The sequence below is a fragment of the Streptomyces sp. Edi2 genome, assembly GCF_040253635.1.
Classification (GTDB): Bacteria; Actinomycetota; Actinomycetes; order Streptomycetales; family Streptomycetaceae; genus Streptomyces.
Genome location: NZ_JBEJGX010000003.1, coordinates 8536357 through 8553506, shown reverse-complemented (window position 1 = coordinate 8553506; position 17150 = coordinate 8536357). Strand labels below are relative to the sequence as shown.

18 protein-coding genes and 2 pseudogenes are annotated in these 17150 nt (G+C 70.7%); 8 read left to right on the top strand and 12 right to left on the bottom strand.

Annotated features, from left to right (window positions below):
- Window positions 1-72: 72 nt before the first annotated feature.
- The 4 genes from bioB (at window position 73) to ABR737_RS40840 (ending at window position 4272) form a co-directional block, all read left to right on the top strand.
- On the top strand, window positions 73-1278 hold the full coding sequence (gene bioB, locus ABR737_RS40855; RefSeq protein ID WP_350256202.1) for a biotin synthase BioB: 1206 nt from the start codon (window positions 73-75) through the stop codon (window positions 1276-1278).
- Window positions 1271-2575 (top strand): adenosylmethionine--8-amino-7-oxononanoate transaminase, encoded by a 1305-nt coding sequence (locus ABR737_RS40850; RefSeq protein WP_350256201.1) that lies wholly within the window; start codon window positions 1271-1273, stop codon window positions 2573-2575. Before bioB ends, ABR737_RS40850 begins: the two co-directional genes overlap by 8 nt.
- A complete protein-coding gene (gene bioD / locus ABR737_RS40845) occupies window positions 2551-3396 on the top strand; it encodes a dethiobiotin synthase (protein ID WP_502964452.1) in 846 nt (281 codons plus the stop codon). Before ABR737_RS40850 ends, bioD begins: the two co-directional genes overlap by 25 nt.
- A gap of 168 nt (window positions 3397-3564) precedes the next feature.
- Window positions 3565-4272: a class I SAM-dependent methyltransferase gene (locus ABR737_RS40840; protein ID WP_350256199.1), complete on the top strand. Its 708-nt coding sequence runs from the start codon at window positions 3565-3567 to the stop codon at window positions 4270-4272.
- Between the two features lie 256 nt (window positions 4273-4528).
- Here ABR737_RS40840 and ABR737_RS40835 read toward each other — a convergent pair whose 3' ends face one another.
- The 8 genes and pseudogenes from ABR737_RS40835 to ABR737_RS40800 all read right to left on the bottom strand — a co-directional run bounded on the left by ABR737_RS40835 (window position 4529) and on the right by ABR737_RS40800 (window position 10298).
- Window positions 4529-4900 (bottom strand): fic family toxin-antitoxin system, toxin component, encoded by a 372-nt coding sequence (locus tag ABR737_RS40835; protein ID WP_328381855.1) that lies wholly within the window; start codon window positions 4898-4900, stop codon window positions 4529-4531.
- Window positions 4897-5169: a toxin-antitoxin system HicB family antitoxin gene (locus tag ABR737_RS40830; protein ID WP_350256198.1), complete on the bottom strand. Its 273-nt coding sequence runs from the start codon at window positions 5167-5169 to the stop codon at window positions 4897-4899. The genes ABR737_RS40835 and ABR737_RS40830 overlap by 4 nt, the downstream gene beginning before the upstream one ends.
- Window positions 5170-5512: 343 nt before the next feature.
- Entirely contained in the window at window positions 5513-6073 is a 561-nt protein-coding gene (locus ABR737_RS40825; RefSeq protein WP_350256197.1) for a CAP domain-containing protein, read from the bottom strand.
- Between the two features lie 798 nt (window positions 6074-6871).
- A pseudogene (locus tag ABR737_RS40820) lies at window positions 6872-7312 on the bottom strand (SRPBCC family protein); the annotation flags it as partial.
- A complete protein-coding gene (sigJ, locus tag ABR737_RS40815; RefSeq protein ID WP_350257118.1) occupies window positions 7300-8139 on the bottom strand; it encodes an RNA polymerase sigma factor SigJ in 840 nt (279 codons plus the stop codon). The gene sigJ and the pseudogene ABR737_RS40820, both read right to left, overlap by 13 nt.
- A gap of 362 nt (window positions 8140-8501) precedes the next feature.
- Entirely contained in the window at window positions 8502-8975 is a 474-nt protein-coding gene (locus ABR737_RS40810; protein WP_350256196.1) for a nuclear transport factor 2 family protein, read from the bottom strand.
- Window positions 8976-9001: 26 nt separating this feature from the next.
- Window positions 9002-9736 carry an SDR family oxidoreductase gene (locus tag ABR737_RS40805; protein WP_350256195.1) on the bottom strand — a complete coding sequence of 245 codons (735 nt, stop codon included), beginning with the start codon at window positions 9734-9736 and terminating at the stop codon, window positions 9002-9004.
- A 106-nt stretch (window positions 9737-9842) separates the two neighbouring features.
- The gene (locus tag ABR737_RS40800; protein ID WP_350257117.1) at window positions 9843-10298 is read right to left on the bottom strand and encodes a DUF6194 family protein; all 456 of its coding nucleotides are present in this window, start codon (window positions 10296-10298) and stop codon (window positions 9843-9845) included.
- A gap of 47 nt (window positions 10299-10345) precedes the next feature.
- Between ABR737_RS40800 and ABR737_RS40795 the strand changes: the two genes are divergently transcribed.
- Together ABR737_RS40795 and ABR737_RS40790 are read left to right on the top strand one after the other, a co-directional pair.
- Window positions 10346-11086, top strand: a complete 741-nt coding sequence (locus tag ABR737_RS40795) for a MerR family transcriptional regulator (protein ID WP_350256194.1) — start codon at window positions 10346-10348, stop codon at window positions 11084-11086.
- Between the two features lie 439 nt (window positions 11087-11525).
- A complete protein-coding gene (locus ABR737_RS40790) occupies window positions 11526-12269 on the top strand; it encodes a DUF4232 domain-containing protein (protein ID WP_350256193.1) in 744 nt (247 codons plus the stop codon).
- Between the two features lie 105 nt (window positions 12270-12374).
- Here the strand turns inward: ABR737_RS40790 and ABR737_RS40785 are convergent, their stop codons facing one another.
- Window positions 12375-13919 carry a helix-turn-helix domain-containing protein gene (locus ABR737_RS40785; RefSeq protein WP_350256192.1) on the bottom strand — a complete coding sequence of 515 codons (1545 nt, stop codon included), beginning with the start codon at window positions 13917-13919 and terminating at the stop codon, window positions 12375-12377.
- 862 nt (window positions 13920-14781) lie between these two features.
- Here ABR737_RS40785 and ABR737_RS40775 point away from each other — a divergent pair.
- Window positions 14782-15255: a carboxymuconolactone decarboxylase family protein gene (locus ABR737_RS40775; RefSeq protein ID WP_350256191.1), complete on the top strand. Its 474-nt coding sequence runs from the start codon at window positions 14782-14784 to the stop codon at window positions 15253-15255.
- A gap of 36 nt (window positions 15256-15291) precedes the next feature.
- On the opposite strand, the gene ABR737_RS40770 is transcribed toward ABR737_RS40775, so the two are convergent.
- The gene (locus tag ABR737_RS40770) at window positions 15292-15828 is read right to left on the bottom strand and encodes a hypothetical protein (RefSeq protein WP_350256190.1); all 537 of its coding nucleotides are present in this window, start codon (window positions 15826-15828) and stop codon (window positions 15292-15294) included.
- Window positions 15829-15878: 50 nt separating this feature from the next.
- Between ABR737_RS40770 and ABR737_RS40765 the strand changes: the two are divergent.
- Window positions 15879-16103: pseudogene (locus tag ABR737_RS40765) on the top strand (pyridoxamine 5'-phosphate oxidase family protein); the annotation flags it as partial.
- Between the two features lie 147 nt (window positions 16104-16250).
- On the opposite strand, the gene ABR737_RS40760 reads toward ABR737_RS40765, so the two are convergent.
- Window positions 16251-16673, bottom strand: a complete 423-nt coding sequence (locus tag ABR737_RS40760; protein ID WP_350256189.1) for a hypothetical protein — start codon at window positions 16671-16673, stop codon at window positions 16251-16253.
- Between the two features lie 77 nt (window positions 16674-16750).
- A complete protein-coding gene (locus ABR737_RS40755; RefSeq protein WP_350256188.1) occupies window positions 16751-17122 on the bottom strand; it encodes a nuclear transport factor 2 family protein in 372 nt (123 codons plus the stop codon).
- Between the last annotated feature and the right edge of the window lie 28 nt (window positions 17123-17150).

The following is a 17150-nucleotide window of genomic DNA, read 5'->3' as shown; positions in this document are numbered from 1 at the left end:
CACACCTCGATCGCAGCTCCTTGTGGGAATCCTCCTTGGCCGGGGGCGGTGACGTAGGCCAGGATCAAGCCCATGGACCTGCTGAACACACTGGTGGACAAGGGACTGCGGCGCGAATTGCCGACCCGCGAAGAGGCGATGGCCGTATTGGCCACCACCGATGACGAACTGCTCGATGTCGTGGCCGCGGCCGGAAAGGTGCGCCGCCAGTGGTTCGGGCGGCGGGTCAAACTCAACTATCTCGTCAACCTCAAGTCGGGTCTGTGCCCCGAGGACTGCTCGTACTGTTCGCAGCGGCTGGGGTCGAAGGCGGAGATCCTCAAGTACACCTGGCTCAAGCCGGACGACGCCTCCAAGGCGGCAGCGGCCGGGGTGGCCGGTGGCGCCAAGCGGGTCTGTCTGGTGGCCAGTGGCCGCGGCCCGACGGACAAGGACGTGGACCGCGTCTCGGAGACGATCTCCGCCATCAAGGAGCAGAACGAGGGCGTGGAGGTGTGCGCCTGCCTCGGCCTGCTCTCCGACGGCCAGGCGGGGCGGCTGCGCGAAGCGGGCGCCGATGCGTACAACCACAACCTCAACACCTCGGAAGCCACGTACGGCGACATCTGCACCACCCACGACTTCTCGGACCGGGTGTCCACCGTTCAGCAGGCCCAAGCGGCCGGCATGTCCGCCTGTTCGGGGCTGATCGCCGGTATGGGCGAGAGCGACGCCGACCTCGTCGATGTGGTCTTCGCGCTGCGCGAGCTGGACCCGGACTCCGTCCCGGTGAACTTCCTGATCCCCTTCGAGGGCACCCCGCTCGCCAAGGAATGGAACCTCACCCCGCAGCGGGCGCTGCGCATCCTGGCGATGGTGCGGTTCGTCTGCCCCGACATCGAGGTACGGCTGGCCGGCGGCCGTGAGGTGCATCTGCGCAGCATGCAGCCGCTGGCCCTGCACCTGGTCAACTCCATCTTCCTGGGCGACTACCTGACCAGCGAGGGGCAGGCCGGCAAGGACGACCTCGCGATGATCGAGGACGCCGGGTTCGAGGTGGAGGGCTCCGACACCACGACGCTGCCCGAGCACCGCAGGCCGTGCGGCGGCGCAGCGCCCACCGGGGCCACCGCCGGGGCCACCGCCGAGGACACCGCCGACGACACCGGTGCCTCGGTGGCCACCGAGGACGCCGCAGCCCCGGCCGCCACCGTCCCGGCACCGTCCGACGAGGCCCGGCGCGACCTGGTCTCGGTGCGCCGCCGCGGCGCCGGTACCGACCTTCCGCCCAATGCCTGAGCCACTCACCCCCGGCGCACTGCTCGCGCTCGACCGGCAGCATGTGTGGCATCCCTACGGGCCGATGCCCGGCAAGGCCGCACCGCTGCTGGTCGAGTCGGCATCCGGCGTCCGGCTCCGGCTGGCCGAACCGGTCGAGGGCCGGGACGAGTTGGTGGACGGGATGTCCTCCTGGTGGTCGGCGGTGCACGGCTACAACCACCCGGTGCTCAACGACGCCGCGCGGGGCCAGCTGGAGCGGATGAGCCATGTGATGTTCGGCGGGCTCACCCATGAGCCCGCCGTGCGGCTGGCGAAGCGGCTGGTCGACATCACTCCGGAGCCACTGCAGCACGTCTTTCTCGCCGACTCCGGCTCGGTGTCGGTCGAGGTCGCCGTCAAGATGTGCCTGCAGTACTGGCGCTCGCTCGGCAAGCCGCGTAAACAGCGGCTGCTGACCTGGCGGGGCGGCTATCACGGCGACACCTGGCAGCCGATGTCGGTCTGCGATCCGGACGGCGGTATGCATGAGCTGTGGCAGGGGGTGCTGCCGCGGCAGATCTTCGCGGACGCGCCGCCGGCCGGCTTCGATGCCGCGCCCGACGAGGCGTATGCGGCACATCTGCGGGAGCTGATCGGCCGGCACGCCGAGGAGCTGGCGGCGGTGATCGTGGAGCCCGTGGTGCAGGGGGCGGGCGGAATGTCGTTCCACTCCCCCGGGTATCTGCGGGTGCTGCGCGAGGCCTGCGACGAGCACGGCGTGCTGCTGGTCTTCGACGAGATCGCCACCGGCTTCGGCCGTACGGGCGCGCTCTTCGCCGCCGACCACGCGGGGGTCGCACCCGATGTGATGTGTCTCGGCAAGGCGCTGACCGGCGGTTATCTGACCCTGGCGGCGACGCTGTGCACCACGGCCGTCGCCGACGGCATCTCCCGCGGCGCGCTGCCGGTGCTGGCGCACGGCCCCACCTTCATGGGCAATCCGCTCGCCGCCGCCGTCGCCGACGCCTCGATCGGACTGCTGCTGTCCCAGGACTGGGAGCAGGAGGTCAAGCGGATCGAGACCGGGCTGCGGGACGGTCTGGCACCGGCCGCGGGCATCGCCGGGGTGCGCGAGGTACGCGTACTCGGCGCGATCGGTGTCGTCCAGCTCGACCACGAGGTGGACATGGCGGCCACGACCCGGGCGGCGGTCCGGGAGGGCGTATGGCTGCGCCCGTTCCGGGATCTGATCTACACCATGCCGCCGTACATCACCGGTGACGAGGATGTGGCCCGCATCTGTGCGGCGGTGTGCGCGGCGGCTCGCGAGGGCTGACGGTACGCACCGGCTGCGGTGGCCGGCCGGAGCGGTCAGCCGGTCACACACCAGCCGGCCACCAGGAACCATTCGCACCATCCCCGCGCGGGGTCGCCGCGCAGAGTCGGAGGCAGACCATGTCGGTGCTGTTCGTGACGGGCACGGGCACGGAGATCGGCAAAACCGTGACCACGGCCGCGATCGCCGCGGCGGCGCTCGCCCGGGGACGTTCGGTGGCCGTACTCAAGCCGGCCCAGACCGGTGTCACGGCGCACGAGAGCGGCGATGCGGCGGAGGTCGAGCGGCTGGCCGGTCCGGTCACCACCGCCGAACTCGCCCGCTTCCCCGACCCGTTGGCGCCCTCGACGGCCGCGCTGCGGGCCGGTCTGCCGCCGGTGCTCCCCCAGGACATCGCCGAGGCCGCCGCCAAACTGGACGCCTCGCACGACCTGGTCCTGGTCGAGGGCGCGGGCGGGCTGCTCGTCCGCTTCGACGCCGACGGGCATACGCTCGCCGACGCCGCGCGGCTGGTGGACGCCCCCGTGCTGGTCGTCGCCCAGGCGGGCCTGGGCACCCTCAATGCCACCGCGCTGACCGCGCTGGCGCTCCGCTCGTACGGGCTCGACTCCCCGGGCGTCGTCGTCGGCAGCTGGCCGGCCGAGCCCGACCTGGCATCCCGCTGCAATCTGGCGGACCTCCCCGACGCCGCGGGCGCACCGCTCCTCGGCCTGATCCCGGAGGGCTCCGGCGGACTCTCGCCGCGGGACTTCCGCGCCGCGGCCCCGGACTGGCTGGCGCCGGTGCTCGGCGGATCGGGTACGTTCCGTATTCCCTCGTGAGGGCGGCGGGCCTCCGGAGGGGAATTCGTCACTCCCGGGGCGCCCTCCGCTCCGGGGCCGGCCCGTACAAATTTCCGGACTCCGACCGAGGCCGCTCCTTGCGGCTTCCGATCCGCGCAGTGGGGAGACTGACTGCGGGAGCGGGCATCGTCGGCGAAAGGGTCCGTCATGGGGCAGCGCAGGAGAATTCCGCAAGTTCCACGAGTTTCCCGGGCTCCCCGGGTTCCGCAAGGCAGCGTCCATCACCCGGTGTTCGCCCGCTTCTACGCGAGCTGCTGCGGTCCTGCCGCGGACGCGCGGGCGGGGGTGGCCACGCTCCGGAAGGAGTTGCTGACGGGCGCCACCGGCCGGGTCATCGAGGTCGGCGCGGGGAGCGGGCTGAACTTTGCGCACTATCCGGGCACCGTCTCGGAAGTGGTGGCGATCGAACCGGAGGCCACACTGCGGGAAGTGGCCAGGTCGGCGGCGGCGCGTGCGGAGGTGCCGGTGGATCTGGTGCCCGGAGTGGCGGAGGCGCTGCCGGTCAAGAGCGAGGCATTCGATACGGCGGTGGCCTCGTTGGTGCTGTGTTCCGTCCGCGAGGTGCAGCGGGCCTTGGCGGAGCTGCGGCGGGTGCTGCGTCCGGGCGGTGAGCTGCGGTTCTTCGAGCACGGGCGGGCCGCGGGGCGCGGGCTGGCGGCCGTGCAGTGGTCGCTGGACCGGACGGTCTGGCCACTGCTGATGGGCGGCTGTCACACCGGCCGGGATCCACTGGGCGAGATCCGGAAGGCCGGTTTCGAGGTGCTGCGGGTGCGCCGGCTGAAGGTGCCGGAGCGCGGGCCTACGCTGCCCACGTCGCCGGCGGTGCTGGGCACTGCGCGGCGGCCGGGCGACTGACGACCCCCGGGGCGGACGGCGGCTTAACGCGGACGGCGGCTTACGCGGACGGCTGGCTCAGGCGGGCGGCCGGCTGACGGTCTCGGCGTCGGACGGTCGGCTGACGCGCCCGGCGGCAGACGTCCGGCTGACGCTCCCGCTGCGGGCAGTTGGCGGAGCGGGTCCCATGGCCGCGGTCGGCTGAGCGGCCCCCACGGCCGCGCTCGGCTGGGCGGGTACCCCGGCCGCCCGCCGGCAGGGCGCAGGAATCCGTCGCTCACACCGTCCAGGTGCGCAGTTCGTCTGCGATGGTGCGGACGTCGGCCGTGCCCTCCTTGACGAGGCGGGCGAGGTCGCGGACCTGCTCGGGAGAGATGGTGATCTTCAGTCCGCTGGCGACGAGATACCCATAGGCGACGGCGGTCGCGAACATGGCATTCGAGCGCTCCAGCGCCGGTACTTGGAGCAGGAGTTGAAGGAGGGAGGCGGCACGGTCCTGGGGTTCGGTGTAGACGGGCACACCGAATATCTCGGCTTCATGGCGGCTGACGGCGGCCACCAGGGCACCCCAGTCGGTGACCTGGGGGTCTCCGGGGGTGTGCTGTTCGGCGATGAGAAGAAGCCAGGCGAGGTCGATGCGCAGCGTCACGTGGTGCCCGGCACTCCTTCGTGGTGGGTGGCGGTCGCGACGCCCTCGGCGCCGCCCGGTTCCAGGCCGAATTCCTCGGCGAAGACGCGCTCGTACTGCTTCATGAAGTCGGAGGCGGCCTCGACGAAGGTCTGGCCGACCTCGCCGGCGTCCTTGAGGACGAGCTCCTCGATATAGCGGTTCATGCTCACTCCCCGCTGCAGGGCGCGCTCCCGCGCCGCTTCGGCGGTGGCCTCATCCACACGGACGTTCAGCTGTGTCTTCGCCACCCCTCCAAGCTAGCGCGCATCCGCTAGCAGCGGCAAGCACCGGCCGGTCCGGGGCAAACACTGGTTGGTCCGGAAGATGGGGAGGGGGAGGGAAAGGGGAGCGGGAGGTAGCTACCGGAGCCCCACTCCCTGGGCCGGAGACCGACGGAGCGCGCCGGAGACGGACGGCGTACAGGAAGATCACTTCGGGGCGTGCGGACCGGGGCCGGGACGCCCGGACCGGGGCCGGCACCTCAGTCGGCATCTCGGTCGACACCTCGGCCGCCCGGCGCGCTCAAGGCGCCGCCCACCGGATGCCGCTCAGTGCGGTCATCGGACGGGCGGCGCCCCACGGGCCGGCGTTTTACTTGTAGCCGAAGTCCTGGGTCCAGTAGGCCCGGAGCTTGCCGCCCAGGGCGACACCTATGCCGGTGGCCTTGGAGTTGCAGCCGAGGAGCATGTTCCGGTGGCCGGTGCTGTGCATCCAGGCGTCGAACGCGTCCTGGGGAGTCGTTGGCCAGGCGTCGATGTTCTCCCCGGAGGCGTCGTCGTAGCCCTGTGCCTCCATTCGTTCCTTGGGCCCCTTGCCGCTGGGGGCGGTGTGCCCGTAGAAGCCGTGGGCGGCCATGTCCTGGCTGTGCAGCCGGGCCGCCTTGTCCAGACGCGGGTCGCGATGCAGGGGCTTGCAGCCGTGCTGCTTCCGGGCGTTGTTGACGAGCCGGTTGATTTCCGCCTCGTAGCGTTCGACCTTGCTGGTGCCCCGCTTGGCGGCGGTCGGCGTGGCCGCGGGAGCGGAGGGCCGCGCGCCCGGCGTCGCCGTGGCGGCACCGGGGTGCGAGGCCGGCGGGAAGGCCTCGCTGGCCTTCGCGTCGTCCTGGGAGTTGAACACCGCCAGCGATCCGGCGAGAACGCCGGTCGCGGCCACGATACCGAGCGGAATCATCCTGGCCCTGCGCCGGTGCGAACCGCGCGACTCACGCTTCGACGAAGAGAATTTCACGTGCAACTAAATCTTCTCCATGGGGGGATACGGAAGGGCAGGGAACGGGCACCCGAAAGGCACCCGCCCTCTCCCACAGGCTCGCCCGGTGAACCGAACTGCCTTTCCGAGAGCAGGGTTACCGTAACAAAGCAATTGCCTCCCCGACCCCCCGGCCAATGATGTGCGACGCCCCGCCCGGTCCGGCCGGAATGCGGGAACACCCGCTTTTCACCACACTTCGAAGGCCTGACACTACCCCCCTCACGACCCCCATCCTCCCGGAGAATTTCAACTACGCCTTTACATAGGCGAGTTCATCAACCACGACACCTTGGTTGCCCGATATACACGAGTAGGTCCTTGATTTCACCGTCGAAAGACCGCCGCCGCCGCGCCACTTGTGTGAAGGATCTGGCGCGGCCTGGCCTCAGGTCCGAGAAATCCGCACCACGAGAAGCCCCTCCCCCGCGCCAGGGAAAGGAAATTGCGGCCCAGCCACAGAAATCGTGTGCCTGGGGGCAGCAGGGGCCCCGCGCGAATATCGGGGTTCGCACTCTGATATTCGCGCGCGGGCATTCCTGGGCAGTGTTTCGCCGGAGGCGGTCAGCGGGGCTCGTTCCCGCCCGTTGGCCCGCTCCTGCCCGTTGACCCGTCCCCGTCCGTTGGCCCGCTCCCATCCGTTGACCCGCTCCCATCCGTTGGCGCGTGCGGGGCCCTCATGCTTGGTTGCACCCGGGGGTGTGGGGTCAACGCGGCATTGGCGGTGTCGAGGATGTTGCGGAAGGTCCGGGTGATGACCGGCCTCGCGAGGTGCCGGGTGAGGAGGGTGCCGAGCAAGGGAAGGGGGATCTCGGCGCGGGTGGTCCAGCACACCTGTGTCCCGCTGTCGATCTCGGTGAACGTCATGCGTCCGAGGTCATGCCGGGACGGCGGCCAACTCCGCTCGACGACGTACTCGGTGGCGTACGGCGGGTCGTACCGGGTGATGCGTTCCCGGAACCAGCCGATCAGCCAGAGGTGACTGCGCACTGCGCCGACTCCGTAGGGGGCGGACTCGCCGTGCCGGGTCAGGCGGCAGCGCAGGATCAAGGGGGAGCGCGTGTAGTGGGTGGTCGTGGTGAGCCAGGCGAACACGTCCTCGATCGGGGCGTCGATGACACGTTCCACCGTCATGGTTTCCACGGCTGGTGACCTCCTCTGTCGAGTGGGAGCACCGTCTCGGCGCGGTGCAGCTTGTCCGGGTTGCGGATGCCGTAGAGGCCGGTGATCCGGCCGTCGTGGATCTCGAACGCGACCAGCCAGTCGAGTTCACCGCCGGTGACGAACCGTGCCGCGGGCATGCCGTTGTAGGTGGCGTGCTCGATGCGGGTCGCCGCGGTGGTGGTGCGGAGCACCCCGAGGACGAGCCGGGCGACGTCGGCGCGACCGGTGACCGGGCGGCGGGCGGCGACGGCCTTTCCGCCGCCGTCAGAGATCTGCACGGCATCGGGCGCCAGCAGGTCCATCAGCGTCTGGACTTCGCCGGTCGTCGCCGCGTGCAGGAATCGCTGGACGATCTTCCGGGTGGCGTCGGAGTCGGCCGCGAAGCGGCGCCGCCGCGCATGGACGTGCCGGCGAGCGCGGTGGGCGATCTGCCGGACGGTGACCTCGGTCTTGTCGATCGCGGCGGCGATCTCACCGTGGGTGTACCCGAACACGTCGTGCAGTACGAACACCGCGCGCTCGGTCGGGTTCAGCGTTTCGAGGACTAGCAGCATGGCCATCGACACCGACTCGGCCAGGATTGCGTCGCCACTCACGTCAGGTGCGGTACGGATCGGCTCGGGCAGCCACGATCCGATGTACTCCTCACGCCGCGCCCTGACCGCGCGCAGGTGGTTGAGGGCCTGCCGGGTCACCACCCGGACCAGGTAGGCGCGCGGATGCTCGACCCGGGCCGGATCGACCGCGCTCCACCGTAGGTAGCTCTCCTGCAGCACGTCCTCGGCGTCGGTGGCGCTGCCCAGCATCTCGTAGGCGAGGGTGAAGAGCAGCGGACGGTGCTCGATGAAGGCGTCCTCAGCCAGGCCTGCCCCCACCACGCCCCTGCGTCGGTACCCGGGTTTCACGCGCGGCTCCCCTCTTCGGCTGCCCATCGAGACACTTCACAGCAGCGAACCGTGACAGTCCGCCGCTGTGATGCGCGTCATGGGCAGGGATGGCGGGAGCGTTCTCGGCGCGGTGGGCGGCAATTCGCGTGGGCGGGGCGGCAGTTGCCGCGAGCCGGGCGGCGCGCCTCCCCCGCTTTCCCCTGCTCCCCGGCTCCCCGGCTTCCCCGCTTCCCCGCTTCCCCGCTTCCCCGCTTCCCCGCTTCCCCGCTTCCCGGGCCCCGCTACTCGAAGGCCTTCACCGCGTCCTCACCCTGGGTCCACCAGACACCGAGCCTCTGACGCGTCAGGAGCCAGCCGTTCGGGCCACGGCTGAATTCCCAGTCGTACGGGCCGCCCATCGCATACGGGGAGGAGGTCTTCCCGGCTTCGGTGACGGCGACGAACCACATGTAGCCGATGCCGGTCGCCCGGTCACCGTCTACGTCGAAGTGCATGTTGAGGAGGTGATGCTGCATGCTCGGGTACGGCGCTTCCGCTGCTTCCACCGTCGCCCGGACCGCGTCCTTCCCGTGGATCTGCTCCCACGGCCCGAACTCCAGCACCGCGTCGTCGGCCCAGCCTGCGATCCAGGTCTGCCAGTCCTTGCGGTCGAGTGCCCGCCATCCCCGGATCATGAGGGCGCGCAGGGCTTCTTGGTCCTCCAGGACCCGCAGTCTTCGTACCAGGCTGTCGTAGTCGGCGGCAGTGGGTGGCATGCCTGCTCCTTTCCTTTCGGGGTGGGTCACTGGGCGCTGGCGGTGGGGCGGACGACGATCTCGTTCACATCGACCTGCGGCGGCTGCGCGAGGGCGTAGGCGATGGCCTCCGCGATGGCCGATGCGGGCAGTGCCACGGCGCGGTAGGTCTTCATCGCCTCCCTGGCCGCGGGGTCGGAGATGCTGTCCGCGAGTTCGGACTCCGTCACGCCGGGGGAGACGAGGGTGACCCGGATGTCGCCTGCCGACTCCTGGCGCAGCCCTTCGGAAATCGCCCGGACGGCGAATTTGGTGGCGCAGTAGACGGCGGCGGTGGGCGACACCTCGTACGCGCCGACGGAGGCGATGGTCACGAAGTGCCCGCCGCCCTGTGCGCGCATCGTGGGCAGGGCGGCGGCGATGCCGTGCAGAACTCCCCGCACGTTCACGTCGATCATGCGGTCCCACTCATCGGTCTTGAGCGCTTCCAGCGGGGAGAGGGGCATCACACCCGCGTTGTTCACGAGGGCGTCGATCCGGCCGTACCGGCCCAGCGCCGCATCGATGAACGCCCGCATGTCTGCCGCGTCGGTGACATCCAGCTTGACGAAGGCGGCGGTACCGCCCTCCTTCGTGATCTCTTCGACCAGTCGCTCCAGCCGGCCGGTGCGGCGCGCACCGAGAAGGACCTGGTGCTCGTCGGCCGCCAGACGGCGTGCGGTCGCCTCACCGATACCGCTGCTCGCACCGGTGATCGCGACAACCTTGGTGGTCGGTGGCATGTTGTTGCCTCCTCGTAGAGAACGTGACGGGGGTCTGCTCTCCGGAGTCTGGGCCGCAGTGGAAGGACCATCCAGGACGGGTTGTTCCTGGGTATGGCACACCCAGCTACGACCGGCGCCGCGCGAACCTCGCACGAGCCGCGTCGTGAGCACCGCGCAGCAGCTGCACCACCGTGTCCGTGGTCCTCTCCCCCGGATTGACGACAGCGAGCCAGCCGAGCGCCCCGTACACCGGGTGCGGCATCACGCAATCGGCGGCTGAGTGGTCGCGAGGCCGGGTGAGGCTGCGTGGCTCCTCCCCGGTGAGCTCCCGGAACGTCGCTCGGTCGACATGGATGTTCACGCGCCACCGGCCCGGAGCGTCGAGGGCGGAAGCGGTGTCGTCGGGGTAGTTCCTGGCGACGATCGTGCCGTAGGGCTGGCCGTTCTGCGGCAGCTGACCGTCGGGGGCGAAAGAGAAAAATGCGCTCCCCCACGTGAATTCCGGGAAGTCACCGCCCAGCTCCGGGATGACCACGAGCGCGCCGTCGAAGCCCCGTACGGCCTCAATGATCTGTTCCATACTCATGGTTCAAGCATCACCTTCAAGTGCTTATGTGGGGTTGGGCGATGGGCGAGCCGGCGAGCGGTGCGCAACGGGTACTGCTGCGCACCGTCGACGTGGCCAGGCAGTCGGGGTACTCGGTGCAGCAGGTGCGCGACCTGGAACGGCTGGGGGTCATTCCCGCAGCCGCTCGATCGAGCAACGGCTACCGCTCCTACACACCGCTTCATGTGCACGCGCTTCGGGCCTACCGGGCACTCGCGGGTGCCATGGGGCCGGTCGCGGCCCGGCAGATGCTCGCACGGCTGCGAACGGAGACGACCGCGGAGGCGGCCTCGGCGATCAATGCGGTCCACGTCCGGCTCGCTCGGGAACGTGAGGAGGCGCTGCGTGCCCAACGGGCGTTGCGGGCGATCCAGGCCGAAGCGGAGGCCACCGGGTGTGAGCAGGAGAGCGACGCGATGACGATCACGGAGCTCGCCGAAGCGCTCCGCGTACGCCCCTCGACCCTGCGGTTCTGGGAGCAGGAAGGGCTTGTCACCCCGGAGCGGGTGACGTCCCTGCGAGCACGTCGCTACGGCCTGCCGGCCATCAGGGCAGCGCGCATCGTGACGGCTCTCCGCGGCGCCGGCTACAGCATTCCCGCCGTGCGCGAGGCCATGGACTCCCTGCGGCAACTCGACGGCCAGGGAGAGGCCCAACGCATCCTGCGGCAGCGTGTGGAGCAGATCGCCACACGCACCGTGGCACTCCTCCGAGCGGGCGCAGACCTGGCCGTCGTTGTCGAGGCGGCCGGGCGCCGGTAAAGGGGGACGCCCCCTTGGCTCCGGCGGCGTCCCCCTACTGCCTCCCCGTCCCATCACAGCGTTCCAGGCAGGGACCGTTCCCGCAGGTCAGACGGGGTACGAGCGTTCCCGCGTCCCGTTTTCGGCGTCGGCCGTGGCGACCGGGTCAGAGGGCGCCGCAAGCTGAGGCCGGCAAGCAACCACGGCGTCACGCCGCAGGCCGTATGCCGCAGGCCCGCGTCTCGCAGGCCGTATGCCGCTGCCGTATGCCGCCGACCGAAGGGAGACCCCGTGCGGACACGATTCCGGCTCCGCCGGTTCCGCGACGCCGACATCACCGACGCGGTAGCTGTGGCCGTGCTCGTCGCATCGGCCACCACCGTCTTCCTCCTGCTCGCCGGCCGTCTCTGACGGCACGCATACCGACCCCACGCAACCGAACAGAAGGCACCCGCTCACCATGCGCACCACCCGTCGCGTCACCCATCTCGTCGCCTCCGCCGCCGTCCTGACGGCAAGCCTGGCGCTGACCGCCTGCCAGAACGACGCCACCAAGGACACCGGCGGCCAGGCCCCGACCGCGTCCTCCCGGCCGTTGACCGGCGGCCAGGGTGCTGAGTCCCCTTCGGACGGCGACGGCAAGGGCGACGGCAACGGCCCCGCCAAGGGCGATCACACGTCCGGGACCACCATGTCGTCCGGCGCCTCCGGCGGCGCGAAGGCCGGTAAGAACGGCCCGGGTCGGGCCGCCGGACAGGGTTCCGGCAGCCGGTCGACGACCACCGCCTGCACCGGCGCGCACGTCAAGGTCACCGTGACCAAGGTCCTTCGCCCCGTCAACCACATGCTGCTGACCGCCACCAACACCGGCTCCGTGCCCTGCAACGCCTACGGCGCGCCCTACCTCCGCTGGGACGACGCCCAGGCCGCCACCACGTTCCTCGACGCCTCCAAGCCGCAGGCTGTGGTCACGCTCGCGCCGGGCGAGTCGGCGTACGCGGGGATCATGTACCAGTCCGCGGACGGCTCGGGCAGCGGCGGCAACACCGCCCGCAACCTGGGCGTCCTGTTCGGCAACCGGGCGGGCAACGGATCCACCGGCCCGTCCGTGCAGCTCAAGCTGCCCAACGGAGGTGTCCACACCGACAGTTCGGCATGGGTCACCTACTGGCAGTCCCGTTCCAAGGACGCGCTGACCTGGTGAACGAGCACCGCTGATCTGGTCAGAGACCGGCCCGGTAGCTGGTGCGAGCACGGTCCCGGTAGCAGGCCGGAGCACGACCCCGGTAGCGGCCGGTCCGGGCCGGGCTCAGCCGTTCTCCTTCGGGGCGGGAATCCATTCGTGCCCGCCCAGCGGGTAGTCGTACTGCGGCCGGCCCTCCATCCCGCTGGTGTGGAACGGCTCCCCGTTGTCGTCGATGCGGAGCGTGCCGTGCCGGTTCCCGCTGGACCACTCCAGTTCCAGGTACCAGCGCACCGCGCGGGCCCCGGCGCGCGCGGTGATCTTGAAGACCTCGGGGTCCCGCTCGCTCACCTTGTAGGGGAAGTCCCGCTGTCCGCCCTGCGGCACGATGCTGGGCTGCGCCGCGTCCAGGGAGACCCCGAACGTCTTGGGCGTGATGCCGCCGCCGCAGCCCACGCCCATGCTGTAGGCGTTCCAGGCGGGCGGCGCGGTACTACTCACCACCCGCACCCGCAGCCCGTGCAACACCACGGTCTCGTCCCCCGTGCCCTGCACCGACACCTGCACCAGCTGGCTGTCCGCCGAGACCGCGCCCAGCGACGAAATCCAGCCCCGGGCGTCCTGTTCGGGCGGTGGCGTAGGCATCTTGCCCGGGGGCCGGTCGACCAAGTAGCGCTGGCTGCACGGGCTCTCCCAGCGGTACGGGCGGACATCCACACTCACCGGGAGCCCGGCCCGGTCGTCCGTGCCCGGCGGGTTCGCCTGCCCGCCGCCGGCCGGACGGGACGGGGAGGGGGAGGCGGACGGAGACGGCGTCGGGCCCGTGCTCCCCGTCACGGGCGGCTTCGCGGACGCCGAGGGCAACCGGCCGTCCTCGGCCCGCGCCGCCCCGTCGCCGCTCTCCGCACTTGCGGTCCGCCCGGCTGCCGCGTCGCGGTCGTACCCGTCCCCACCGGCGACCAGGCCGGCGGTCAGCGCGGCGGAGACGGCCACGGCGGCCACGGCAATGCCGGCCGCCAGTGCGATGCGCCGCCGGCGGCCCCCGGGCGTTACCTGGCCGACGGGCCGCCCCTCGGGGCTGATCTCGGCGACCCGGCGACCCGGGGCGGACGCGGCCACGGTCTCAAGGTGAGCGGGTGGCGGCACGGGCGCGGCGCCGGAGTCGGCCCCGGAGCCGGATTCGGATGTGGCCTCGGATGTGGCCTCGGATGTGGACGCGGACTGCACGCCGGAGTCGGGCCCGGACCGCGTGCCGGACGTACGCCGGGAGCCGGACCCGGACCCGGCACTTCGCTCGGCCCCGGCACTTCGCTCGGACGCGGCCGCGGTCCATGGCCCGGCAACCGTCTCATCCCCCGTCTCGCCCCCCGCCTCAACAACCGCCCTGGCCCTGCCCGCTTGCTTACGGTCCCGCTCCCGGCGTCGTGCCTCGTCCGCCAGGATCCACCGCCGATGCAGCTCCACCAGTTCCTCCGGCGTTGCCCGGCACAGCCGTGCCAGCCGCTCCAGCGGTGCGTACTCCGTCGGCACCGCATCACCGTTGCAGTAGCGGTGCAGCGTCGACGTGCTCATGTGCAGCCGCTTGGCGAGCGCCCCGTAGCTGCTCCCGGAGCGGTCCTTCAACTCCTTGAGCAGCTCCGCGACCCCGGCTGTTCCCTCGACCGCCCCCACTGTGACTCCCTCCCCGCCCGCGCACACCGCGCACGGACCATTCACCCAACACGACCGCCCGAGCCGGACCGCCCCGCCCCATCCCGCCCCACCCCGACATCGCCAATTCCTCTGCCGGTACTGGGTTCTCGGTACTGGATTCTGCAGGGCACCGGCCCACTTTGCGCGCCGACACGGTCATCGGCACCGGTTCGGCGGAGTTCAAGGCCGGGCCGTCCAGTACCGCTTGAACACCTCCAGTTGCAGGGAGCACCCCTGGGAGGTGACTCCCTCGCTGCCCTCGAACCCGCCGGTGAGGAAGTCGGCAAGGTGCTCCTCGTCGCGGAAGACGCCTACGTAGGTGAAGACCGAAGCGGCCGCCCTGAGGGCGAGGCCTTCTCGGCCCCGACCGGCCAGACCGGGACGTCGCGGACCTCGCGGCCCGCACCCACGCCGCCTGGGTCGCCTTCGCCACCCACGGTGACCCCGGCTGGCAGCCCTACGACACGGACGGGCAGGCCACCATGCGCATCGACCCCAACTGGCGCCTCCACCACGGCACCCCGCCCCGGCCACCACACAAGACCCGGCCTGACCCGAACCTCCCGCCACGGCGTGGACTCCCCCCGGCCTCAACCCCACGGGCCACGAGCCACGGACGTTCCGCCGTGCAACGGGTCTCCGTGACGCTCGTGGGACTGACCACCGGGGGCGGCCTCTCGCAGTGGACCTGTGCGTCGCCTCAGTGGCCCCGCTACGGCGCAGGAAGGAAACCGCAGGTCAGGCGTTCATGTCACATTCTGCCGGGCTGTTCCGTCATCAGTGTGCAAGCACCGATAAGCAACGAACGAACGTAAGCCCCACCACGACAGAGGAGCGCACCATGAGTGCCCGACTGAACGCCTTCGGCAGCCCGACCATGGGCAAGGTCTTCAAGCACATCATTGCGGCAGGCAAGGTGCTGGAGGACTCGACACTGCCGGCCACGACGCAAGAGCTGGTGAAGCTCCGCGCCAGTCAGATCAACGGGTGCGGCTTCTGCACCGACATGCACAGCAAAGACGCCGCCGCGGCCGGTGAGACCTCGGTACGTCTCAACCTGGTCGCGGCGTGGCGGGAGGCCACGGTCTTCACCGAGGCCGAACGGGCCGCGCTGGAGCTGACGGAACAGGGCACCCGCATCGCGGATGCGGCCGGTGGGGTCACCGACGAGGCCTGGGCGAACGCCGCCAAGCACTACGACGAGGAGCAACTGGCCGCCCTGGTGTGCGCCATCGCCCTCATCAACGCCTTCAACCGGGCGAACGTCCTCATCCAACAGCCCGCCGGCGACTACCGGCCCGGCCAGTTCGCATAACCAGGGGCTTGCGGCATGACACGGCCCTCGCCGACCTCATGAAGAGGACGGTGCCGCACCGAAGAGGCGGCGAAGGCGTGCCCAGCGAGAGGTCCCCGGCACGTCCCCAGGGCCCGGGCCCTGGGGACGCCGGGCATCTTCGCGGCCCGCGGAGCGCCGCGCAGTCGGATCTTCATGCGGATCCCCGCGGAAGGCAACGGCCTCCTCTCCGATCCCGACCACCTCCAGGAGGACGTCCAGGGCCTTGTCGGCGTCCTCGTGCCGCTGGGTGAGCCAGACCAAGGAAATTCCGGCCGGATTGCCATCGTGCTCGCTGATGGCGAAGCTGAAGCCCCGCAGCCCGAACAGGACGACATCGAGTTCGCCCAGCCCGTCCCACGACCGTTCCACGTGCAGTCGCAGTCGCCCGGCCACGGGCTGCACCGGCAGCGCCAGCCCTCCGATCATCTGGAAGAGCGACGAACAGCGCTCCCACACACTCCACTGATGGGCAGGGTTGTTGCCCGTGTAGTAGGGCGGGATGGCGGCTTGCTGCCAGTCGGGGCCGGGCCCCGGCACCTCGATATCCGTCACGGCAAGCTCCTCCCCGCGCCCTTCAGCCAGCCGTATTTCCACCTACCTTCGTCGAGGGCCGGGCGGAGCCGGTTGCCGATGCTGCGCTTCTGGACGAGGTGATCGCAGCGTACGAGGCGAAGTACGGGCCGCACATCACCTCGCCCGAAGGCATCTTCCATGGGATCGGGGAGGCATTCCGGAGGGGGGACGCGGTGGTCTTCGCGGTCGCCCCGGCCACGGCGTACGGCTTCGGTCGGGCCAACGGGGTGTTCAGTCATACGCGGTGGGCGTTCTGGGCTGAGCGGTTGACCCACGACGTTCCGGGCTCGCGGAGAGAGGTACTTGCCGGTGGACGGGCAACGTCAACAAGCCCGATGTGCCGGGGCGCCATAGTGGCGCCTCGCCAGGTGGGGGCCCGTCGGCGGCACTGCAGCGGGTGGTCATGTGCGGCGACGCCGGGGCCCCGGGGACGGTTCGTAGGCCAAGGCGAGGGCATTGCGCACTGCGACGTGTCCGGCCGCCCGGAAGGCCTTGGCGTGGGAATCCAGTTCGTGGACACGCATGCTGCGCAGTACAACCGATACCGCCGCAGTGGTTCCGACGCCCAGCTCTGCCAGCGCTTCGCGGACTCCGCTGTCGAGCGCAGTGTGGAAGGTGGCTATGTCTGACCGGCTGATGCCGGACCGATGGTCCCACCCACCTATGTCGAGATCGGCGGCCACCTGGAAGGCGATGCCGCCCTCCCGGGGCTCGAAGTCCACGGTGACCATCGCGAAATCGGCGGGACAGCTGCTCTGACGCGCGTACACAGCCTGGACACCCAGGATGGGGCGGGGAGGGAACGTTCTGGCCTCGGAGTCCACGCGGCCACGGTAGCCCGCGAGGTACCTCTTGGCCCCGTTCTCTGGCCTCTTGGCCCCGGCGGATGGCCAGCTGATGGCTATGTGTTGTCGGTCAGCGTGCCTTGATGGAAATACAGACGCCACCCTGCCGCACTCCTGCGCCACAGTGAACTGCGTCGAGCTCTGCGACCGTTGTGGTCAGAGGTGTACGTCACGTGCACGATGCCCGGGGCCATCAGCGTCGCTGTCATGTCGCTCGTGGCGATGCGATCCGGTGGGGTGTCCGGGCCAGGAGCGATGGCGGTCAGGATCGACACCCGGTCCCAGCGGCGCCCGGACGCCCCGAACTCGACGAACTCCGGGTCCAGGAGTTCGGCTGCGAGGGCCGGCGACGCGCGAATGGCCGGGTCGAGGAGCCGCAGTTCACCTTCGACAGCGGCTCGCAGGGACTGGTCCTCGTCGTCATTCATGGAGCGAGCCTAGGGTCTGGCCTGTCAG

What these genes read in the sequence shown, in the direction of transcription:
- ABR737_RS40795 (WP_350256194.1), top strand. Translation starts at nt 10,346, where the DNA reads ATGGGCGAGCCGGCGAGCGGTGCGCAACGGGTACTGCTGCGCACCGTC.
- bioB (WP_350256202.1), top strand. Translation starts at nt 73, where the DNA reads ATGGACCTGCTGAACACACTGGTGGACAAGGGACTGCGGCGCGAATTG.
- ABR737_RS40800 (WP_350257117.1), bottom strand. Translation starts at nt 10,298, where the DNA reads ATGGAACAGATCATTGAGGCCGTACGGGGCTTCGACGGCGCGCTCGTG.
- ABR737_RS40755 (WP_350256188.1), bottom strand. Translation starts at nt 17,122, where the DNA reads ATGAATGACGACGAGGACCAGTCCCTGCGAGCCGCTGTCGAAGGTGAA.
- ABR737_RS40810 (WP_350256196.1), bottom strand. Translation starts at nt 8,975, where the DNA reads ATGCCACCCACTGCCGCCGACTACGACAGCCTGGTACGAAGACTGCGG.
- ABR737_RS40840 (WP_350256199.1), top strand. Translation starts at nt 3,565, where the DNA reads ATGGGGCAGCGCAGGAGAATTCCGCAAGTTCCACGAGTTTCCCGGGCT.
- sigJ (WP_350257118.1), bottom strand. Translation starts at nt 8,139, where the DNA reads ATGCTGGGCAGCGCCACCGACGCCGAGGACGTGCTGCAGGAGAGCTAC.
- ABR737_RS40850 (WP_350256201.1), top strand. Translation starts at nt 1,271, where the DNA reads ATGCCTGAGCCACTCACCCCCGGCGCACTGCTCGCGCTCGACCGGCAG.
- ABR737_RS40775 (WP_350256191.1), top strand. Translation starts at nt 14,782, where the DNA reads ATGAGTGCCCGACTGAACGCCTTCGGCAGCCCGACCATGGGCAAGGTC.
- ABR737_RS40805 (WP_350256195.1), bottom strand. Translation starts at nt 9,736, where the DNA reads ATGCCACCGACCACCAAGGTTGTCGCGATCACCGGTGCGAGCAGCGGT.
- ABR737_RS40790 (WP_350256193.1), top strand. Translation starts at nt 11,526, where the DNA reads ATGCGCACCACCCGTCGCGTCACCCATCTCGTCGCCTCCGCCGCCGTC.